Source organism: Streptomyces sp. NPDC058955 (genome assembly GCF_042741435.1).
Lineage (GTDB): Bacteria > Actinomycetota > Actinomycetes > Streptomycetales > Streptomycetaceae > Streptomyces.
Genome location: NZ_JBHYKM010000101.1, coordinates 1 through 19,576 on the forward strand (window position 1 = coordinate 1; position 19,576 = coordinate 19,576).

Here is a 19,576-nt window from a genome sequence, read left to right on the forward strand (position 1 = left end):
TTCCTTCGTTCCTGTTTCCAGGCCCTCCGGGCGCTTCCTTCGTTTCCGACTCTATCAGATCTTTCCGATCCGATTTCCTCGGTGCTTTCCGGTCCTGAGTTTCAATTCCTCGGGGCCTTCCGGCGCGTTCCGACTTTATCAGATGATCTCGGTCGGATTTTCCACCTCCCGGTCGGCCGTCCGGGCGCACTGCGGCGCCGGGGCTTCCCGTTCTGGCGGAGCCGTAAACGTACTGGAGCGGGGCGCCCCGATGCAAATCGAGGTGCCCCGCTCCGTAACCACGCTGGTCAGGCCCTTCGGGCTCAGACCTCGACGACGACCGGGAGGATCATCGGCCGGCGGCGGTAGGTGTCGGAGACCCACTTGCCGACGGTGCGGCGGATCAGCTGCTGGAGCTGGTGGGGTTCGACGACGCCGTCCTGGGCGGACTTGTTCAGCGCCTGCTCGATCTTCGGGAGCACCGCGTCGAAAGCGGAGTCCTCGATGCCGGAGCCGCGCGCGTGGACGTGCGGGCCGCCGGTGATCTTGCCGGTGGAGGAGTCCACCACCAGGAAGACCGAGATGATGCCCTCCTCGCCGAGGATCCGGCGGTCCTTCAGGGAGGACTCGGTGACGTCGCCGACCGAGAGGCCGTCCACGTACACGTACCCCGCCTGGACCTTGCCGGTGATGCGGGCGCGGCCGTCGACCAGGTCGACGACGACGCCGTCCTCGGCGATGACGATGTGGTCCTTCGGGATGCCCGTCATCGCGCCGAGCTCGGCGTTGGCGCGCAGGTGGCGCCATTCGCCGTGGACCGGCATGAGGTTCTTCGGCTTGCAGATGTTGTAGAAGTACAGCAGCTCGCCGGCCGAGGCGTGGCCCGAGACGTGGACCTTGGCGTTGCCCTTGTGGACGACGTTGGCGCCCCAGCGGGTCAGGCCGTTGATCACGCGGTAAACCGCGTTCTCGTTGCCCGGGATGAGGGACGAGGCCAGGATGACCGTGTCGCCGGGGACGATCCGGATCTGGTGGTCGCGGTTGGCCATGCGGGACAGGGCCGCCATCGGCTCGCCCTGGGAACCCGTGCAGACCAGCACGACCTCGTCGTCCGGCAGGTCGTCCAGCGTCTTCACGTCGACGACGAGGCCGGCCGGGACCCGGAGGTAGCCCAGGTCGCGGGCGATGCCCATGTTGCGGACCATCGAGCGGCCGACGAAGGCGACCCGGCGGCCGTACTCGTGGGCGGCGTCGAGGATCTGCTGGATGCGGTGGACGTGGCTGGCGAAGCTCGCCACGATGATCCGCTTCTGGGCGTTCGCGAAGACGTTCCGCAGGACGTTGGAGATGTCCCGCTCGTGCGCCGTGAAGCCCGGGACCTCGGCGTTCGTCGAGTCCGTGAGCAGGAGGTCGATGCCCTCCTCGCTCAGCCGCGCGAAGGCGTGCAGGTCGGTGAGGCGGTTGTCCAGCGGCAGCTGGTCCATCTTGAAGTCGCCGGTGTGCACGACCATGCCCGCGGGGGTGCGGATCGCGACGGCCAGGGCGTCCGGGATGGAGTGGTTGACCGCGATGAACTCGCAGTCGAAGACGCCCAGCCGCTCGCGGTGGCCCTCGGCCACCTCCAGCGTGTACGGGCGGATGCGGTGCTCCTGGAGCTTGGCCTCGATCAGGGCGAGGGTCAGCTTGGAGCCGATGAGGGGGATGTCCTGCCGCAGGCGCAGCAGGTACGGCACGCCACCGATGTGGTCCTCGTGGCCGTGGGTCAGGACGATGCCGACGACATCGTCGATGCGGTCCTGGATGGTGGTGAAGTCGGGCAGGATCAGGTCGACGCCCGGCTGCTCCTCCTCGGGGAAGAGGACGCCGCAGTCGACGATCAGCAGCTTGCCGTCGTATTCGAAGACGGTCATGTTGCGGCCGATCTCGCCCAGGCCGCCGAGCGGGGTGACGCGCAGGCCGCCCTGGGGGAGCTTCGGCGGGGCGCCGAGTTCGGGATGCGGATGGCTCAAAAGACTCTCCTCACCACACGCGCCACGTACCGTCGGCACGTGGCGCGCATGACAATCGTGCACTTGCTGTTGTCGGTGTTCAGTTGTCGCGGTCTTGAGTTGTCACTGTTCAGTTGTGAAGTCGGATGTCAGAGGTCTACCCCGCCGGCGGACAGGTCGACCTTGAGCTGGGCGGTCTCCTGGTCGGAGAGCTCGACGAGCGGGAGGCGCAGCGGACCGGCCGGGAGGCCCTGGAGGGCGAGCGCGGCCTTGGTGGTCATGACGCCCTGGGTGCGGAACATGCCGGTGTAGACCGGGAGCAGCTTCTGGTGGATCTCGGTGGCCTTCTCGTGGTCGCCCGCGAGGTGGGCGTCGAGGAGTGCGCGCAGGTCGGGGGTGACGACGTGGCCCACGACGGAGACGAAGCCGACGGCGCCGACGGAGAGCAGCGGCAGGTTGAGCATGTCGTCGCCGGAGTACCAGGCGAGGCCGGAGCGGGCGATGGCCCAGCTGGCGCGGCCGAGGTCGCCCTTGGCGTCCTTGTTGGCGACGATCCGGGGGTGCTCGGCGAGCCGGACGATGGTCTCGGTGTCGATCGGGACGCCGGAGCGGCCGGGGATGTCGTAGAGCATCACCGGGAGGCCGGTGGCGTCGGCGATGGCCGTGAAGTGCCGGTACAGGCCCTCCTGCGGGGGCTTGTTGTAGTACGGCGTGACGGCGAGGAGGCCGTGGGCGCCGTCGCGCTCGGCGGCGCGGGCCAGCTCGATCGAGTGGTGGGTGTCGTTGGTGCCGATGCCGGCGACGACGTGGGCGCGGTCGCCGACCGCCTCCAGTACGGCGCGTACGAGCTCCGATTTCTCCGCGTCGCTGGTGGTGGGGGACTCGCCGGTGGTGCCGTTGACGACGAGGCCGTCGTTGCCTGCGTCCACCAGGTGGGTCGCGAGTCGCCGGGCGCCGTCGAGGTCGAGTGCGCCGTCCGCCGTGAAGGGCGTGACCATGGCGGTGAGGACCCGCCCGAAGGGGGTCTGCGGAGTGGAGATCGGAGCCATGGGTAACACGCTACTCGCTGCTCAGCGCCGGGTGTCCCCTCGGGGGACGTGAGAAGAGGAGCCCGGCACTGCCTGCTCGGGGGTTCAAGCAGTGCCGGGTCCGTTTGATCAGCCTAGATGAACTTCACGAAACGTCGCAATACGGACACTTCGCGAGAGTGGACGAACATCTGTGCCTTACGGCGCGACGCGCCCGTTCTTGTTGAAGGCCGCGTGGGTCAGCGGCATCAGCCGGGCCCAGTGCTCCTCCATCTTCTCGCCGACCATCTCGATCTCCCGCTGCGGGAAGGACGGCACCGCGGCCAGCTCGTGCTGGGTGCGCAGGCCGAGGAAGTGCATCAGCGAGCGCGCGTTGCAGGTGGCGTACATCGAGGAGAAGAGGCCGACGGGGAGGACCGAGCGGGCCACCTCGCGGGCGACGCCGGCGGCGAGCATCTCCTGGTACGTCTCGTACGCCTGGCGGTACGAGTCCTCCATCGCGCGGCCGACCAGCTCGTGCTGGGCCTCGGTGCCCTCGACGAAGACGTACTTGCCCGGACGGCCCTCCTGGACCAGCTTGCGGGAGGCGTCGGGGACGTAGAAGACCGGCTGCAGCTCCCTGTAGCGGCCCGACTCCTCGTTGTACGACCAGCCCACCCGGTGCCGCATGAACTCGCGGAAGACGAAGATCGGGGCGCTGATGAAGAACGTCATCGAGTTGTGCTCGAAGGGGCTGCCGTGGCGGTCCCGCATCAGGTAGTTGATCAGGCCCTTCGAGCGCTCCGGGTCCTTCTGGAGCTCTTCGAGGGACTGCTCCCCCGCCGTGGAGACCCGGGCCGCCCAGAGGACGTCGGAGTCGGCCGCGGCGCTCTTGACCAGTTCGACGGTGATGTCGCTCCTGAGGTCGATCTTCGCCGGCTCGGTGGGGGTGTCGGTCACCAGGAGTACCTTCCAGTCGTCTGTGGGGCGGGCCCAGGTTAGCGCGAGTCCGTCTGAAGGATGAGATTGGGCTGCTTCGGTGAAAAACGGCACCAAACCCTCGGTTCGATCGTCTGTACCTGTGAGTCGCACGACAGACCACCGAGGAGAGTGACACCCATGTTCAGGCGGACAGAGGCCGTACCGTTCGCGTTCGTCGCGGAGGCCGACGAGTTCCGCAGTAACGTCACTCCGCCGCCGCGTGAACGGCTGCGTCCCGGACAGGTCGTCGGACGTACGCTGCTCGGGCTGACCGTCGCCGCCGGACTCGTGGGCTCCCTCGTCCTCGGCATGCCGTCGCTCGACAGCACGGACGCGCCCGCGCACCGGCAGCAGTCCGAAGCCTCCGACAACCGCTGAGGTAGCCTCACCGGGCACCGCCCCTTCGAGCGTGCTTGTGAGTGAGGAACCGCCGTGCCCCTGCCCTTCCTGACGGCCGACCGTGCCTTCGACACCACCGACGCCGTCGCGCTCCCGTTCGACGACCACGACCAGTGGCGCCGTCCGTACCGTCCGGGGTCCTACCGGGTCGGCGCGGCGGCGCTCTCGCTGCTGCTCGCCTCGTTCGTGCTGCTCGCCGCGGTGATCATCGCCGCCGCGGGCGCCGTCACCGGCTCGCTCGTCACCTTCGGCGTCGCCGTGCTGATCATCCTGGCCGCGCTGCGGCTGCTGCGCATGGGCACCTGGGTGAGCCGCGCCGGCGTGCGCCGCGTCGGCTTCTTCACCACCCACACCACCCCCTGGGCGAAGGTGGCCGCGGTCCGCACCGCCCAGCAGCCGGTGCGCTGGCTGAACTTCCCGCGCACCGTCCAGGGCCAGGCCCTGCTCCTCGACCGGACGGCCGGCGAGCAGCTGGTGCTGCTCACCGACCACAACGCCGACTTCCTCTCCCGGATCGAGGCCTTCGACCGGGCCGCCGACACCGTCGAGGCGTGGCACGCCGAGTACGGCGTCAGGCGCTGACCGTCCGGCCCTCGTGGAGGGCGATGGCCCGCTGCATCGCCTTGCGGGCCCGCGGGGTGTCGCGGGCGTCGTGATAGGCGACCGCCAGCCGGAACCAGCAGCGCCAGTCCTCCGGAGACTCCTCCGCCTCGGCCTTGCGCCGGGCGAAGACCTCGTCCGCGGAGTCGCGGTCGATCCGGCCGCCCTGGGTGCGCCGCAGGTCGTCGACGGGGAGCCCGCCCTCGGCCTCCAGCTCCGCGGCCAGCCGGTTGGCCCGGCGCGCGAAGCTGGTGTTCTTCCAGAGGAACCAGCCGCCCACGGCGGGCAGCAGGAACGCCACCGCGCCCATGCCCATGGCCGCCGGCTCGCCGGTCAGCAGGAGCAGGACGCCCTCCATCGCCACCACCCCGAAGACCAGCACGAGGACGGTGGCGAGGAAGACGTAGGTGATCTTTCCGCCCATGGCCGTCAGCCCAGGTCCAGGAAGTGTTCCAGGCCGAACGTGAGGCCCGGGGTGCTCACCACGCGGCGGGCACCGAGCAGCACGCCCGGCATGAAGCTGGAGTGGTGCAGCGAGTCGTGGCGGACGGTGAGGGTCTCGCCCTCGCCGCCGAGCAGCACCTCCTGGTGGGCCAGCAGGCCCCGGAGGCGTACCGCGTGCACCGGCACACCGTCCACGTCCGCGCCGCGGGCGCCGTCGAGGGCGGTCGCGGTGGCGTCCGGCTGGGCGCCGAGGCCGGCCGCGGCGCGGGCCTCGGCGATCAGCTGGGCGGTGCGGGTGGCGGTGCCCGAGGGGGCGTCCACCTTGTTGGGGTGGTGCAGCTCGATGACCTCGACCGACTCGAAGTACGGCGCGGCGATCTGCGCGAACTTCATGGTGAGGACCGCGCCGATGGAGAAGTTGGGCGCGATGAGGACGCCGGTCTCCGGGGAGGCGGCGAGCCAGCCGTTCAGCCGCGCGAGGCGGTCCTCGGTCCAGCCGGTGGTGCCGACGACGGCGTGGATGCCGTGGCCCACGCAGTACTCGAGGTTGGCCATGACCGAGTCGGGGGTGGTCAGCTCGACGACGACCTGGGCGCCCGCCTCGGCGAGGGTCTCCAGCTTGTCGCCGCGGCCCAGGGCCGCGACCAGTTCCATGTCCTCGGCGGCCTCGACGGCCTTGACCGCCGCGGAGCCGATACGGCCCCGGGCGCCGAGGACCGCCACGCGCAGCTTGCTCATCGCACTTCTTCCTTAGGGGTGGAGGTCAGGAGACGGCCTGGTGGAGGCGGTCCGCCTGCTTGTCCTTCAGCGGGCCTATCACCGACAGCGAGGGCCGGCGGGTCAGCACGTCACGGGCGACCTCCCGGACCTCGTCCGGGGTGACGGCCGCGATCCGGCCGAGCATGTCGTCCACCGACATCTGGGTGCCCCAGCACAGCTCGCTCTTGCCGATCCGGTTCATGATCGCGCCGGTGTCCTCCAGGCCGAGGACGGTGGAGCCCGAGAGCTGGCCGACGGCGCGGGCGATCTCCTCGTCGGTGAGGCCGTCCGAGGCGACCTTGTCGAGCTCGTCCCGGCAGATCCGCAGCACGTCGTGGATCTGGCTGGGGCGGCAGCCCGCGTAGACGCCGAACAGGCCGCAGTCGGCGAAGCCCGAGGTGTACGAGTACACGCTGTAGGCCAGGCCGCGCTTCTCCCGGACCTCCTGGAAGAGGCGGGAGGACATGCCGCCGCCGAGGGCGGTGTTCAGCACGCCGAGCGCCCAGCGGCGCTCGTCGGTGCGGGCCAGGCCCGGCATGCCGAGGACGACGTGCGCCTGCTCGGTCTTGCGGCCGAGCAGTTCGACCCGGCCGGCCGTGCGGATGGCCTTGCGGCCGTCGCGCGGGGCGATCGGGGCGGCGTCGGTACGGGTCAGGGCGCCGGCGCGCTCGAAGGCGCGGCGGACCTGGCGCACCACCGTGGCGTGGTCCACGTTGCCCGCGGCGGCGACGACCAGGTGGGTCGGGTCGTAGTGCTTCTTGTAGAAGCGGGCGATCTGGCCGCGGGAGAGCGCGTTGATCGTGTCGACGGTGCCGAGGACCGGGCGGCCCAGCGGGGTGTCGCCGAACATGGTCTGCGCGAACAGGTCGTGCACCACGTCGCCGGGGTCGTCCTCGGTCATCGCGATCTCCTCGAGGATCACGCCGCGCTCGGCGTCCACGTCGGAGTCGAGGATGAGCGAGCCCGTAAGCATGTCGCAGACCACGTCGATCGCCAGCGGCAGGTCGGTGTCGAGGACCCGGGCGTAGTAGCAGGTGTACTCCTTCGCCGTGAAGGCGTTCATCTCGCCGCCGACCGCGTCGATCGCGGACGAGATGTCGAGGGCGGAGCGCGTGGCCGTGCCCTTGAAGAGGAGGTGCTCCAGGTAGTGGGTGGCGCCGTTGAGCGCCGGCGTCTCGTCGCGGGAGCCGACGTGGGCCCAGATGCCGAAGGTCGCCGAGCGCACCGAGGGAAGGGTCTCGGTGACGATCCGGAGGCCGCCGGGGAGGGTCGTGCGGCGGACGGTGCCGATGCCGTCCTTGCCCGGGAGAAGCGTTTGGGTACGGGCGACGGCCCGCCCCTCGGAGGAGGGGCGGGCCGTCGTCGCGGAACTACGGGACGTCACGAGGAGGCGTCGTCCTTCTTCTCGTCCTCGCCCTCGATCACGGGGATGAGGGAGAGCTTGCCGCGCTGGTCGATCTCGGCGATCTCGACCTGGACCTTGGAGCCGATCGCGAGCACGTCCTCGACGTTCTCCACGCGCTTGCCGCCGGCGAGCTTGCGGATCTGCGAGATGTGCAGCAGGCCGTCCTTGCCCGGGAGCAGGGAGACGAAGGCACCGAAGGTGGTGGTCTTGACGACCGTGCCCAGGTAGCGCTCGCCGACCTCCGGCATGGTCGGGTTGGCGATGCCGTTGATCGTGGCGCGGGCGGCCTCGGCGGCCGGGCCGTCGGCGGCACCGATGTAGATGGTGCCGTCGTCCTCGATCGTGATCTCGGCGCCGGTGTCCTCCTGGATCTGGTTGATCATCTTGCCCTTGGGGCCGATGACCTCACCGATCTTGTCCACCGGGATCTTGACGGTGATGATCCGCGGGGCGTTCGGGGACATCTCGTCCGGGGTGTCGATCGCTTCCATCATCACGTCGAGGATGTGGAGGCGGGCGTCACGGGCCTGCTTGAGGGCCGCGGCCAGGACGGAGGCCGGGATGCCGTCCAGCTTGGTGTCGAGCTGGAGGGCGGTGACGAACTCCTTCGTACCGGCGACCTTGAAGTCCATGTCGCCGAAGGCGTCCTCCGCACCGAGGATGTCGGTGAGGGCGACGTAGTGCGTCTCGCCGTTGATCTCCTGGGAGATCAGGCCCATGGCGATGCCGGCGACGGGGGCCTTGAGCGGCACACCGGCGTTCAGCAGCGACATGGTGGAGGCGCAGACCGAGCCCATCGACGTCGAACCGTTGGAGCCGAGGGCCTCGGACACCTGGCGGATCGCGTAGGGGAACTCCTCGCGGGTCGGGAGGACCGGCACGATCGCGCGCTCGGCGAGCGCGCCGTGGCCGATCTCGCGGCGCTTCGGGGAGCCGACGCGGCCGGTCTCGCCGACGGAGTACGGCGGGAAGTTGTAGTTGTGCATGTAGCGCTTGCGGGTCACCGGGGAGAGGGTGTCCAGCTGCTGCTCCATGCGGAGCATGTTGAGGGTGGTGACGCCCAGGATCTGGGTCTCGCCACGCTCGAACAGGGCGGAGCCGTGCACGCGCGGGATGGCCTCGACCTCGGCGGCGAGCGTACGGATGTCCGTGACGCCGCGGCCGTCGATGCGGACCTTGTCCTTGATGACGCGCTCGCGGACCAGGGCCTTGGTCAGGGAGCGGTACGCGGCGGAGATCTCCTTCTCGCGGCCCTCGAAGGCCGGGAGGAGCTTCTCGGCGGCGATCTCCTTGACGCGGTCCAGCTCGGCCTCGCGCTCCTGCTTGCCGGCGATGGTGAGCGCCTGGGCGAGCTCGCCGCGGACGGCCTCGTCGAGGGCGGCGTACACGTCGTCCTGGTAGTCCAGGAAGATCGGGAACTCGGCCTCGGGCTTGGCGGCCTTGGCGGCGAGGTCCGACTGCGCCTTGCAGAGGACCTTGATGAACGGCTTCGCGGCCTCGAGGCCGGCGGCGACGATCTCCTCGGTCGGCGCCTCGGCGCCGCCCTTGACGAGGGCGATGGTCTTCTCGGTGGCCTCGGCCTCGACCATCATGATCGCGACGTCGCCGTCCTCCAGGACACGGCCGGCGACGACCATGTCGAAGACGGCGTCCTCGAGCTCGGTGTGGGTCGGGAAGGCGACCCACTGGCCCTTGATCAGCGCGACGCGGACGCCGCCGATCGGGCCGGAGAAGGGCAGGCCGGCCAGCTGGGTGGACGCGGACGCGGCGTTGATCGCGACGACGTCGTACAGGTGGTCGGGGTTGAGCGCCATGACCGTGGCCACGACCTGGATCTCGTTGCGCAGGCCCTTCTTGAAGGACGGGCGCAGCGGGCGGTCGATCAGGCGGCAGGTGAGGATCGCGTCCTCGGAGGGGCGGCCCTCGCGGCGGAAGAAGGAGCCGGGGATCTTGCCGGCCGCGTACATCCGCTCCTCGACGTCCACCGTGAGGGGGAAGAAGTCGAGCTGGTCCTTGGGACGCTTCGAGGCGGAGGTCGCCGAGAGCACCATCGTGTCGTCGTCGAGGTAGGCGACGGCGGAGCCGGCGGCCTGGCGGGCGAGACGACCCGTCTCGAAGCGGATGGTGCGGGTGCCGAAGGTGCCGTTGTCGATGACGGCCTCGGCGTAGTGGGTCTCGTTCTCCACTATGGGTTTCTCCTACGTTCGTCTTTGGTCCGCGCGCCCGTGTGGCGCGGGACGGGTGCGGAGAAGCACGTGAGGTGGCGGGCCGGTCTTCGATCGAAGCACCCGGGATGAGGTCCGGGGGCCACTACCGAGGACCGGCGGCGTGCCGGCTGCTTCTCGCGCGGGTTGTGGCGTTCTGCGACCAGAGTAATTGCCGGTCGGTACTTCGCGCACGTACAGCAAAGGGAGCGGCCCCCTGAAAGTGGGAACCGCTCCCTTCACGGCGTCTTACTTGGCGCCGCCGGCCGCACCGCGGCGGATGCCGAGGCGGTCGACCAGCGTACGGAAGCGCTGGATGTCCTTCTTGGCCAGGTACTGCAGCAGACGGCGGCGCTGACCGACCAGGATCAGCAGACCACGACGGGAGTGGTGGTCGTGCTTGTGGGTCTTGAGGTGCTCGGTCAGGTCCGAGATGCGGCGGGAAAGCATGGCGACCTGGACCTCGGGGGAGCCGGTGTCGCCCTCCTTCGTACCGAAGTCGGCCATGATCTGCTTCTTGACGGCGGCGTCGAGAGCCACGCGGTTCTCCTCAGGTTTCGTGCCCACGAGTGCCCCTGGTCTACATCTCAGGGGAGCTTCCGTGACTCGGGAGCGAGGTCCGATGCGCGCTGCTCCCCGATCCTTGAAGGGAGCCTTCGAGGCTTTCCGGGAACGCGTACACAAACGGCCGTCACCCAGAGTACCAGGCGGCTCAGGAGGTGAGCGCCCGGATGGAGTGGTAGACGTCGAAGACCGCGAGGCAGAGCGGCAGCAGCGTGAGCAGCACGAAGGTCTCGGCGATCTCCAGGAAGCGGCCCCAGAACGGGGTGACGCCCTTGCGCGGCACGATCAGGCCGATGGCGGTGAGCAGCGCGGCGACGCCGGCGATGGCGGCGGAGAGCCAGACCGTACGGATGTCGAGGGCCGTGCCGTCGCCCTTCAGGGCCTCCAGGAGGAGCTCGGTCGGCGGGTTCAGGGCGAGGCCGAGGCCCAGCAGGACGAGGGAGCCGAGGCCGGCGGCGAGGGCGCAGCCGACCTGCGCGGTGTAGCGGAAGAGGTGGGCGCGCATCAGCATGGCGACGCCGGTGGCGAGGGCGAGCAGCTGGCCCCACACGGTGTCGGAGAAGCCGAGGACGGCGGCGGAGCCGACGGCGACGAGGGCGCAGCCGCCGACGAGGCCGACGAGGAGTTCGTGGCCGCGGCGGGCCTGGGCGGCGATGCGGGTGGCGTCGACCGGGCCCTGCGGCTCGGCCTCGGAGCCGTATCCGCCGACGGTGGTGCGGGGCGGTTCGAAGCCGATGGGGAGCCGGGCGAAGCGGGTGGACAGGCCGGGCAGGAAGGCGAGCGCGCCGACGGCGAAGGGGGCGCAGACCGCGGCGGTCTCGGCCGGGGTGAGCCCGGTGAGGATGGCGGCGAAGCCGACCAGCATGCCGACGGTGGAGGCGAAGGCGAAGGCGACGAAGGGGCCGTCCCCGCCGGGCGAGACGATCGTGAGGATCACGGCGCAGACGAGGACGGCGGTGCAGGCCAGCAGGAACTGGAGCTTGCCGATGCCCTGGCCGTCGGCGAGGGCGAGCAGGCCGGAGCCGGCGACGGCGGCGTTCGCCATGGCGCCGGTGCCGAGGGCGACGGCGGAGCCGCGGTCGTCGTAGACGCGGGCGCGGACGGCGGCGAGCGCGAGGAGCAGGACGGCGGTGACGCCGGCCAGGATGCCGGGCAGGCCGTGCATGTCGTGGCGGGGCTCGGCCGTCCACAGGACGAAGGCGAGGAGGACGAGGAGCATCGCCCCGCCGAACAGGCCGGCGCCGCGCATCAGCGCGTCGGACCACAGGGTGCGGTCCTTGGAGACGGCGGAGGCGACGGCGTCGGAGACGTCGTCGAAGACGGCCGGGGGCAGCGACTCGGCGAAGGGGCGCAGCGACAGCAGCTCGCCGTCGAGGATGCGCTGGGCCGACAGGGAGCGGCTGCCGTCGAGGACGGTGCCGTCGCGGCGGACCAGGTGGTAGCCGACCGGGGCGCCGGGCGCCGGGGTCTGGCCGGAGAGCCGGAGCACCTCCGGGTAGAGGTCGGCGAGGGCGACGTCCTCGGGCAGTGCGACGTCGACGCGGCCGTCGGGCGCGACGACGGTGATCCGGCAGAAGCCGGTGCCGCCGTGGAACACGGTGGTGGGAGCCGACTGGCCGGCTCCGCCGGCCGTGGCTGGGGCCGTCATACTCACCTGCTGCATCCCCTCGTGGTGGTCCTGGTGCTCCGGTCGGCGGGTCCGGCCGACGGTCCGCGGACCTGCTCGTGGACCGTGGCCCTCGCGCCGCGGATATTGCGCTCCGAATGACCCGATTTTTGCGATAGTTCATGGCCACGCAAATATTTCGGGCCACCCTACCGCCCACCCGTGACCCCGTACCAAAGTAGGATCCCTCCCCGCGGATGGATCCTGTCGCCACGGGGGCGTCTGGAGGAACTTTCCGTCCGGCAACGGAAATTGGTGAGCTGTGAGCCAGATCGTCGTCAAGCGCCCACCGCGGGCCCTGCCGTCCGAAGTGCCTGACGAGCAGGTGCAGTTGCAACCTCCACCGGAACTGCCCCGCGGGCAGCAGGAGGGTGCCCTGATGCAGCTCCTGCCGATGCTCGGCATGGGCGGCTCGGTCGTCTTCTTCTTCATGACGCCGAACCCGATCATGCGGATCATGGGCATGGTGATGATCGCGTCGACGGTGGCCATGGCCATCGCGATGCTGGTCCGCTACCGGCGCGGTACGCAGGGGCAGCTCGCCGACATGCGGCGCGACTACCTGAAGTACCTGACCCAGACGCGGCGCACCGTGCTGCGGACGGCGCACCTCCAGCGGGACGCCCAGTTCTATCTGCACCCGTCGCCGGAGCAGCTGTGGGCGCTGGTCGCCGAGGGCAGCCGGATCTGGGAGCGGCGCATCGGGGACGGGGACTTCGGTCAGGTCCGGGTCGGTCTGGGCAGCCAGCAGCTGGCGACCCCGCTGATCGCGCCCGAGACGGCGCCGGTGGACGAGCTGGAACCGCTGACCGCGGGGGCGATGCAGCAGTTCCTCACCGCGCACGGCACCCTGGACGGCCTGCCCATGGCGGTGTCGCTGCGCGCCTTCTACCACCTGACGGTGAGCGGGGACGCGGAGGCGGCCCGTTCGACGACCCGCGCGATGGTGGGGTCGCTCGCGGCGCTCCACTCCCCCGAGGACCTGGTCGTCGTCGTCGCCACGGACGACGGCGCCGCCCCCGCCTGGGAGTGGGCGAAGTGGCTGCCGCACGTGCAGGCGTCGGGTCCGGGCGACGGCGCGGGCAGCCGGCGGCTGATGACGACGGACGCGCGGGAGCTGGAGGACCTGGTGGCCGGCCGGCTGGAGGGGCGGCCCCGCTTCCAGGGCCCGAACCACCCGCTGCTCGACTTCCCGCACCTGGTCGTGGTGCTCGACGGGCAGTCGATCCCGCAGACCTCGGCGCTGGCCTCGCCGGAGGGCATCCAGGGCGTGACGATCATCGAGGTCGTGCAGGGCCGGGGCGCCGGGGCCCGCGGTGACCTGTCGGTGGTCGTGGAGGGCGGGGCGCTGCGGCTGGAGTCGGGGCACGGGCACGTGTACGACGGCACCCCGGACGCGCTGAGCCTGGACGCGGCGGAGGCGCTGGCCCGGCAGCTGGCGCCGCTGCGGGTGGCGAGCGGCTCGGACGACGACGAGCCGCTGCTCGCCAATCTGGACTTCACCGATCTGCTGAACCTCGGCGACGCGGCCTCGATCGACGTGAGCCGCACCTGGCGGCCCCGGTCCCGGTCGGAGCGGCTGCGGGTGCCGATCGGCGTCGGCGAGGACGGCGTCCCGGTGATGCTGGACCTGAAGGAGGCCGCGCAGGAGGGCATGGGCCCGCACGGCCTGTGCGTCGGCGCGACCGGTTCCGGAAAGTCGGAGCTGCTGCGCACGCTGGTGCTGGGTCTGGCGGTGACGCACTCCTCGGAGACGCTGAACTTCGTCCTCGCGGACTTCAAGGGCGGTGCCACCTTCGCGGGCATGTCGCAGATGCCGCACGTGGCCGCGGTGATCACCAACCTGGCGGACGACCTGACGCTGGTGGACCGCATGGGCGACTCCATCCGCGGTGAGCTGAACCGGCGCCAGGAGATGCTGCGCGACGCGGGCAACTACGCCAACATCCACGACTACGAGAAGGCGCGCGCGGCCGGCGCCCCGCTCCAGCCGATCCCGTCGCTGGTCCTCGTCATCGACGAGTTCTCCGAGCTGCTGACGGCGATGCCGGACTTCATCGAGATGTTCGTGCAGATCGGCCGCATCGGCCGGTCGCTCGGCGTCCATCTGCTGCTGGCCTCGCAGCGCCTGGAGGAGGGCCGGCTGCGCGGCCTGGAGACGTACCTCTCCTACCGGATCGGTCTGCGGACCTTCTCGGCGGCGGAGTCCCGGGCGGCCATCGGCGTGCCCGACGCCTACTCGCTGCCGAACGTGCCGGGCTCGGGCTACCTCAAGTACGGCACCGACGAGATGGTGCGGTTCAAGGCGGCGTACGTCTCCGGCACGTACCGCGTCAACCAGCACGCCGTGACGCCGGGCGGGCCGCTGCCGGTGGACCGGCGGCCGGTGCCGTTCACCGCGGCGCCGGTGCCGGTGCGCTATCTGGAGCCGACCGAGCAGGCGCGGATCCCCGAGGCCCGGGAGGCCGAGGACGACGCGCTGGCCGACTCGGTGCTCGACGTGATCGTGCGGCGCCTGGAGGGGCGGGGCGTCGAGGCGCACCAGGTGTGGCTGCCGCCGCTGGACAACCCGCCGGCGCTGGACTCGGTGCTGCCGGGGCTCGCGGGCGTGGAGGGCCGGGGGCTGACGCAGCCCGGTTACGAGGCGGCCGGCCGGCTCGTCGTGCCGCTGGGCGTGGTGGACAAGCCGTACGAGCAGCGCCGCGACACGCTCTACCGGGACTTCTCCGGCGCGGCGGGTCACATGCAGATCATCGGCGGTCCGCAGTCCGGCAAGTCGACGCTGCTGCGGACGCTGATCTCGGCGTTCGCGCTGACCCACACCCCGCACGAGGTGCAGTTCTACGGCCTCGACTTCGGTGGCGGCGGCATGGCCTCGGTGGCCGGTCTGCCGCACGTCGGCGGGGTGGCGTCCCGGCTCGACCCCGAGCGGGTCCGGCGCACGGTCGCCGAGGTGTACGGCATCCTGTCGCGGCGCGAGGAGTACTTCCGCAGCGCGGGCATCGACTCGATCGGCACCTTCCGCCGGCTGCGGGCCCGGGGCGACATCTCGGTGACCGACCAGCCGTGGGGCGACGTCTTCCTGGTGATCGACGGCTGGGGCAACTTCCGCACCGAGTACGAGGGGCTCGAACCGGCCGTCGTGGACATCGCGGCCCGCGGTCTGGGCTACGGCATCCACGTGGTCATCACGGCCTCGCGCTCCATGGAGGTCCGGGCCAACCTCAAGGACCATCTGATGAACCGCCTCGAACTGCGGCTCGGCGACACGATGGACTCCGAGCTGGACCGGAAGATCGCCGCCAACGTGCCGACCGGGGTCCCCGGCCGCGGTCTGACGCCGGAGAAGCTGCACTTCATGGCGGCCGTCCCGCGCATCGACGGGATCAGCTCCGACAGCGACCTCGCCGAGGCGACGGCCGCGATGACGCAGGAGGTCACCCGGCACTGGACGGCGCCGGGCGCGCCCGAGGTGCGGCTGCTGCCGCGCGAGCTGGACGCGCACACGCTGCCGGCGGGCCACGCGGAGCCGCAGCGCGGCGTCGCCTTCGCCATCGACGAGAACAACCTGGAGCCGGTCTTCGTCGACTTCGACCGCGACCCGTTCTTCCTGGTGTTCGGCGAGAGCGAGTCGGGCAAGTCGAACCTGCTGCGGCTGATGATCAAGCAGATCACGGAGCGGTACGACGGGGCCTCGGCGAAGTTCTTCGTGATCGACAACCGGCGCGCACTGCTCGACGTGACGCCGGCGAGCCACCTGGCCGAGTACGTGCCCATGTCCAACAACATGGAGCACCACGTCGACGCCCTCGCCGACCTGATGCGCCGGCGCTCGCCGTCGGCGGACGTCACGGCCCAGCAGCTGCGCGACCGCAGCTGGTGGTCGGGGCCGAACCTGTTCGTGGTCGTCGACGACTACGACCTGGTCTCCACGTCGAGCGGCAACCCGCTGGCGAAGCTGACGGAACTGCTCCCGTTCGCCCGGGACGTGGGCGTCCGCTTCATCATCGCCCGCAGCGCGGCGGGCGCCAGCCGCTCGGCGTACGAGTCCTTCATGCAGCGCATGATGGAGCTCGGCGCCCAGGGCGTCCTCCTCTCCGGCGACCCGCAGGAGGGCGACGTCCTCGGTGGCGTCCGGATGCGCCCGATGCCGGCGGGCCGCGGCATCTTCGTGTCGCGCCAGCGCGGGAACCCGCTGGTGCAGACGGGGCGGATGCCGGAACTGTGAGCGTGGTGGCGCTCGTCCTCGGCGGCATGGCGGCGGTGTTCGCCGCCGCCGCGGGTGGGGCCCTGGAGGCGGCGGACCGCCGCTTCAGGCGCCCCGCCACCGCGGAGGACCACGCCGCCCTGCGGGCCCGCCACCGCGGCCCGCGCCGGGTCTTCGCGATCCTGGCGGTCGTGTCCGCCTGGCAGTGCATGGACGCGTACCGCCTCGCGACGCGACAGGGATGAGACCGGGGCGCGGACGCGGACGGTCGGAACGGGTGACAACGGGGAGAGGGGGCACCGCATGGCGTGGGAGGGGTGGGGCCGGGTGAGATCGACGGCCGCCGAGCAGGACCCGGCGCGGCTGCGGCGGAAGCGGCTGCCCGACGAGCGGGACGACCGCCCCTCCGACCGTCGAGGAGACCCGCGCCAAAGGGTGCCGATCCGCGCCGGATCGTGGTCGACTTCGCCTCACGACGAGCTTCCCCGAATCGGATCCAAGTAGCTCAAACCGCAAGGAGTGGTGACGCCCATGGCATGGGACGAGTGGGAGCAGCTGAAGTCTTCGGCGGCCGAGCGGGAATCGGCGAAGATGCAGCTGAACGGGCTGCCGCCCGAGGACCGGCCGAACGCGGGCAGCGCGTCGGGCGGGTTCCTGAAGGTGGACCAGCAGGACCTGGCCGCGATCGGCAACGAGGCCTTCAAGCTGTACAACCGGCTCTGGAAGGAGGCGCGGGTCACGTCCACGGACTCGGCGGCCTCCGACCTCAGCTCGCAGGGGTTCGCGCTCGGCGGGGCGCTGTCGCACGTGTCGCTGCGGTGGGACAAGCAGCTGGGTTCGGTGATGGACGCCTGCGCGCTGATCTCGAACCACATGGACTTCACGCAGAACGCGCACGCGGGCGACGAGATCTTCATCGAGCGGCACGTGAGCAGCATCCAGACGCTCGACGCGGGCTTCGACGACGACTGGGCCAAGGCCGGAAAGCCCAACGAGATCTACAAGCCGGACACGAAGTCCAAGAAGGACTGAGGACAGGGATCTACTGATGGACTTCGAAGCACTGCATTCGGCGAACTTCAAGCTGCTCGACGACACCGTCGGCGACTGGACGAGCATGCTGAGCAAACTGGAGGCCTTGAAGAAGGACGCGAACGACGGACTGCACAAGAAGGCGCTCACGGCCGACTGGGCCGGCGACAACGCGGTCATCTCGCGCGAGTTCGTGGGCAAGACCGCCGGCGAGTTCGGTGACGCCGTCACCCAGGCGACGTCGATCCGGAACATCATGCAGGACACCCGGGACGAGCTGAAGGCGCAGCAGCGGCTGCTGAAGGACGCGATAGAGCGCGGCCGGGGCAAGAACCTCACCGTCACCGTGAATGGCGGAGGATTCACGGTCACCGAGAACCCCGACAAGAAGGCGCCGAACGGCCAGACCGACGTCGACGCGCTGGCGAAGGAGCTCCAGGGCATCCTCAACACGGCGACCGAGATCGACAACAGCGCCGCCACGGCGCTGAAGGCGCTCGTCGACCTCACCGACCACGGCTTCTCCGACGCGAAGTACGGGGACCGCGACTCGGCGGTCAACGCCGTGAAGGAGGCCGAGAAGCTGGCGGCCATCGCGGGCAAGGAGACCGAGGACCTGACGACGGCCGACTTCGACGCGCTGAACGCGGGCCTGAAGAAGTACGCCAACGACCCGATCTTCGCGGAGCACTTCGCCACCACGCTGGGCCCCAAGAAGACCCTCGACTTCTGGGCGGGCCTCAGTCAGCCCTACGAGCACCCCGAACTGAACCACGATCGGCACAAGCAGTTCGGCGAGCTCCAGAAGAACCTGAGCCTGACCCTCGCCGCCGCCACCCAGGCGGACACGCCCGAGATGTCACGCTGGAAGTACGACATGGTCAACCTGGGCGACCAGCCGGTCGGCAAGAACAGCATGAGCCAGGGCTTCCAGGTGATGAGCAACCTGATGCGCTGGGGCAACTACGACGACCAGTTCCTCAAGGACTACGGCACCAAGCTGATCGACGCCGAGAAGAAGTACACGCACAACGGGCAGCACGTCTCCATGATGTGGCAGCGCATGGGCATCGACCCCAACCTGAACCACACGGGCACCGACTCCGGAAACGACCCCATGACCGGCTTCCTCGCGGCACTGTCGAACAGCCCCGACGCGGCCACGGACTTCTTCAACGCGGACTTCGTCACGAAGGACGAGGACCACGACTTCAAGGAGGAGGACGGCAAGAAGGAGAAGCGGGCGCTCACCAACTTCGAGTACCTCTTCGAAGAGCGCGACTGGCCGCAGGAGATCAACGACAAGGGCAAGGAAAGCACCGAGGGCCGCAACAACCTCGCGCTGGCCCTGGAGGCGGGCGCCACCGGTCACCCCGCCGGCCAGATGCCCACGGAGGAGACCCCGCCGCACAACAAGGACCAGGCGGAGCTCATGCAGAAGATCGTCGCCTCGGTCTCCGACAACCCCAAGCGGCTGACCGATCACAGCGAGATGTCGGACAGCATCGGGCAGATCACCTCCGAGTACCTGCCGGACATCAACCGGGCCATGTCCGACGACACCCATGGCAACACCGACAAGCTGTTCCCCATCGTCGGTACGCCGGCGGATCTGGAGCACTCGGACGTCACGCGCCTCCTCGTCACCCTGGGCCAGGATCCCAAGGCCAACGCGGCCGTCGAGGTCGGCCAGGCCGCGTACCTCGGCAGCCTCATGGACTACCACCTGAACCCGAACACGCCGGAGGACCAGCGGTACCCGCAGTCGCCGCAGACCACCATCGAGGAGATCTCCCGCAAGTCGGCCGAGATCGGCGGCACGCTGGCCGTCGGCCGCCAGGAGGCGATCGTCGGTCCGGCGGCGAAGGAGGCCAAGGACTTCGCGGACTCCGTGGCACAGCAGAAGAACGCCTGGTCCGGAGCGATCAGCACGGGCATCGGCGTCGGCGTCAGCTTCGTCGCGACCCCGGTCGGCGGAGCAGTCGCCAGCGGTGTCTCCAGCACGGTCAGCTCCATGGTCCTGGAGCACATCTTCCAGCAGTCCGAGACGGACGTGGCGAAGGACGCGAGCAAGAACGCGAGCTCCCTGTGGGAACGCGGCAGGGAGACGAACGTCGGCATGAGTCAAGTGGCAGCCCAGGAGGCTGCCAAGGCCCACGATCTGCCGTACGCCAACCAGGTAGCGGACTGGGCGAAGCGTGGAAGCGAGAGTGGCTTCGCCGACGCCTCGGCCAATGTCCGTCGTATGGCCGACTACCTGGACACCGAAGTCCAGCCCGGTTGATGCCTCGCCCCGTGGGGTCGTGCCGCCCTGGGCACGCCCCCACGGGCCCCCGACCAG

15 protein-coding genes are annotated in these 19,576 nt (G+C 70.3%); 6 read left to right on the forward strand and 9 right to left on the reverse strand.

Features of this window, described 5'->3' with window-relative positions; all coding sequences use genetic code 11:
* Positions 1-302 precede the first annotated feature (302 nt).
* From ACFW1I_RS29550 to thyX, 3 genes are all read right to left on the reverse strand, one after another.
* The gene (locus ACFW1I_RS29550; RefSeq protein WP_384675624.1) at positions 303-1,988 is read right to left on the reverse strand and encodes a ribonuclease J; all 1,686 of its coding nucleotides are present in this window, start codon (positions 1,986-1,988) and stop codon (positions 303-305) included.
* A gap of 128 nt (positions 1,989-2,116) precedes the next feature.
* Positions 2,117-3,016, reverse strand: a complete 900-nt coding sequence (gene dapA / locus ACFW1I_RS29555) for a 4-hydroxy-tetrahydrodipicolinate synthase (protein WP_384675626.1) — start codon at positions 3,014-3,016, stop codon at positions 2,117-2,119.
* A 177-nt stretch (positions 3,017-3,193) separates the two neighbouring features.
* Positions 3,194-3,934, reverse strand: a complete 741-nt coding sequence (gene thyX, locus ACFW1I_RS29560; RefSeq protein ID WP_384675628.1) for an FAD-dependent thymidylate synthase — start codon at positions 3,932-3,934, stop codon at positions 3,194-3,196.
* A 159-nt stretch (positions 3,935-4,093) separates the two neighbouring features.
* Between thyX and ACFW1I_RS29565 the strand changes: the two genes are divergently transcribed.
* The gene (locus ACFW1I_RS29565; protein WP_031014181.1) at positions 4,094-4,333 is read left to right on the forward strand and encodes a hypothetical protein; all 240 of its coding nucleotides are present in this window, start codon (positions 4,094-4,096) and stop codon (positions 4,331-4,333) included.
* A 54-nt stretch (positions 4,334-4,387) separates the two neighbouring features.
* Positions 4,388-4,936, forward strand: a complete 549-nt coding sequence (locus tag ACFW1I_RS29570; protein WP_384675630.1) for a hypothetical protein — start codon at positions 4,388-4,390, stop codon at positions 4,934-4,936.
* On the opposite strand, the gene ACFW1I_RS29575 is transcribed toward ACFW1I_RS29570, so the two are convergent.
* The 6 genes from ACFW1I_RS29575 to eccD form a co-directional block, all read right to left on the reverse strand.
* The gene (locus ACFW1I_RS29575) at positions 4,926-5,378 is read right to left on the reverse strand and encodes a hypothetical protein (RefSeq protein WP_031014179.1); all 453 of its coding nucleotides are present in this window, start codon (positions 5,376-5,378) and stop codon (positions 4,926-4,928) included. The genes ACFW1I_RS29570 and ACFW1I_RS29575 overlap by 11 nt on opposite strands.
* Positions 5,379-5,383: 5 nt before the next feature.
* A complete protein-coding gene (gene dapB, locus ACFW1I_RS29580) occupies positions 5,384-6,136 on the reverse strand; it encodes a 4-hydroxy-tetrahydrodipicolinate reductase (RefSeq protein ID WP_384675633.1) in 753 nt (250 codons plus the stop codon).
* 25 nt (positions 6,137-6,161) lie between these two features.
* A complete protein-coding gene (locus ACFW1I_RS29585; RefSeq protein WP_384675635.1) occupies positions 6,162-7,541 on the reverse strand; it encodes a M16 family metallopeptidase in 1,380 nt (459 codons plus the stop codon).
* On the reverse strand, positions 7,538-9,748 hold the full coding sequence (locus tag ACFW1I_RS29590) for a polyribonucleotide nucleotidyltransferase (RefSeq protein WP_384675637.1): 2,211 nt from the start codon (positions 9,746-9,748) through the stop codon (positions 7,538-7,540). The genes ACFW1I_RS29585 and ACFW1I_RS29590 overlap by 4 nt, the downstream gene beginning before the upstream one ends.
* Positions 9,749-10,015: 267 nt before the next feature.
* On the reverse strand, positions 10,016-10,306 hold the full coding sequence (gene rpsO, locus ACFW1I_RS29595) for a 30S ribosomal protein S15 (protein WP_030753991.1): 291 nt from the start codon (positions 10,304-10,306) through the stop codon (positions 10,016-10,018).
* A 172-nt stretch (positions 10,307-10,478) separates the two neighbouring features.
* Complete coding sequence (eccD, locus tag ACFW1I_RS29600) at positions 10,479-11,978, reverse strand: type VII secretion integral membrane protein EccD (protein ID WP_384675670.1); 1,500 nt, start codon at positions 11,976-11,978, stop codon at positions 10,479-10,481.
* Between the two features lie 280 nt (positions 11,979-12,258).
* Here eccD and eccCa point away from each other — a divergent pair, with 280 nt between their 5' ends.
* From eccCa to ACFW1I_RS29620, 4 genes are all read left to right on the forward strand, one after another.
* Entirely contained in the window at positions 12,259-16,224 is a 3,966-nt protein-coding gene (gene eccCa / locus ACFW1I_RS29605) for a type VII secretion protein EccCa (RefSeq protein ID WP_384675639.1), read from the forward strand.
* Entirely contained in the window at positions 16,221-16,448 is a 228-nt protein-coding gene (locus tag ACFW1I_RS29610; protein ID WP_384675641.1) for a hypothetical protein, read from the forward strand. The genes eccCa and ACFW1I_RS29610 overlap by 4 nt, the downstream gene beginning before the upstream one ends.
* 286 nt (positions 16,449-16,734) lie before the next feature.
* Positions 16,735-17,235 carry a hypothetical protein gene (locus ACFW1I_RS29615; RefSeq protein ID WP_384675643.1) on the forward strand — a complete coding sequence of 167 codons (501 nt, stop codon included), beginning with the start codon at positions 16,735-16,737 and terminating at the stop codon, positions 17,233-17,235.
* Between the two features lie 16 nt (positions 17,236-17,251).
* Positions 17,252-19,519, forward strand: a complete 2,268-nt coding sequence (locus ACFW1I_RS29620; protein ID WP_384675645.1) for a hypothetical protein — start codon at positions 17,252-17,254, stop codon at positions 19,517-19,519.
* The last annotated feature ends 57 nt before the right edge of the window (positions 19,520-19,576 follow it).